Source organism: Synechococcus sp. R3-13 (genome assembly GCF_047462195.1).
GTDB lineage: Bacteria > Cyanobacteriota > Cyanobacteriia > Thermostichales > Thermostichaceae > Thermostichus.
The window spans coordinates 9,081-9,772 of the sequence record NZ_JANSIO010000370.1; the positions used below are offsets into that span (position 1 = coordinate 9,081).

Below are 692 nucleotides of genomic sequence, written 5' to 3' on the forward strand. Positions count from 1 at the left end.
AATCGCTGCGAATATCTATTCTGGATGTGGACGAGGATTGTTGTCAATCATGGTGGTTAGTCTGGCAGCACAGGCCGCAACCCTTGTGGATACCGCTCCGCAAAATGGGATCCCAACGGCGGCGATGCAACAGGTGGCGGATGTGCTCACTCAGGTGGCCCAACACCTGGATCACCTGCAATACACCACCTTGCGCTACCCCGATGGCGGCTGGCTGACGGTGCGGGTGGTCGAGGATCCTGCTGCTGGCGACTCATCCTCAGAGGGATCCCAGCCGACGACCCATCTGTGGATCCCGGCCTTCGGCCACCTGGAAGATGCCCACACCACGCTGGCAGAGCTTAAGGATCGAGCGCCGGAGCTGGAGACCGCTTCTTTTGGGGTCTTGGAGCTGTTGTTCTTGGCGTTGGGCCTTTCCCGGGCCGATGGTATTGTCTTTTACGACCAAGCTGGGGATCGGCAACAGGGCAAAACCGTAGCCTGCCGAGCTTTGATGGAACAGGTCAATCAATCGCTTCGCAGATGGGCCTCTCCACCCCCTTCAATGGCTTGAGCTCTTGAACTTTTCTCTTTTATGGTTTTGTGGTCATTTCGATTCAAACTAGGACAAAGCGTTGAATGCGGAGGGCCAGAAGGCTTTTCTAAGGACTCCGTCCCGCCGGCGCGATAGGACTCCGTCCCGCTGGCGCGAG

The 692-nt window shown here is 57.7% G+C and carries 1 protein-coding gene; it reads left to right on the top strand.

Annotated features, from left to right (window positions below; all coding sequences use genetic code 11):
- Positions 1-49 precede the first annotated feature (49 nt).
- Complete coding sequence (locus NW856_RS11165) at positions 50-553, top strand: hypothetical protein (RefSeq protein ID WP_414342275.1); 504 nt, start codon at positions 50-52, stop codon at positions 551-553.
- The last annotated feature ends 139 nt before the right edge of the window (positions 554-692 follow it).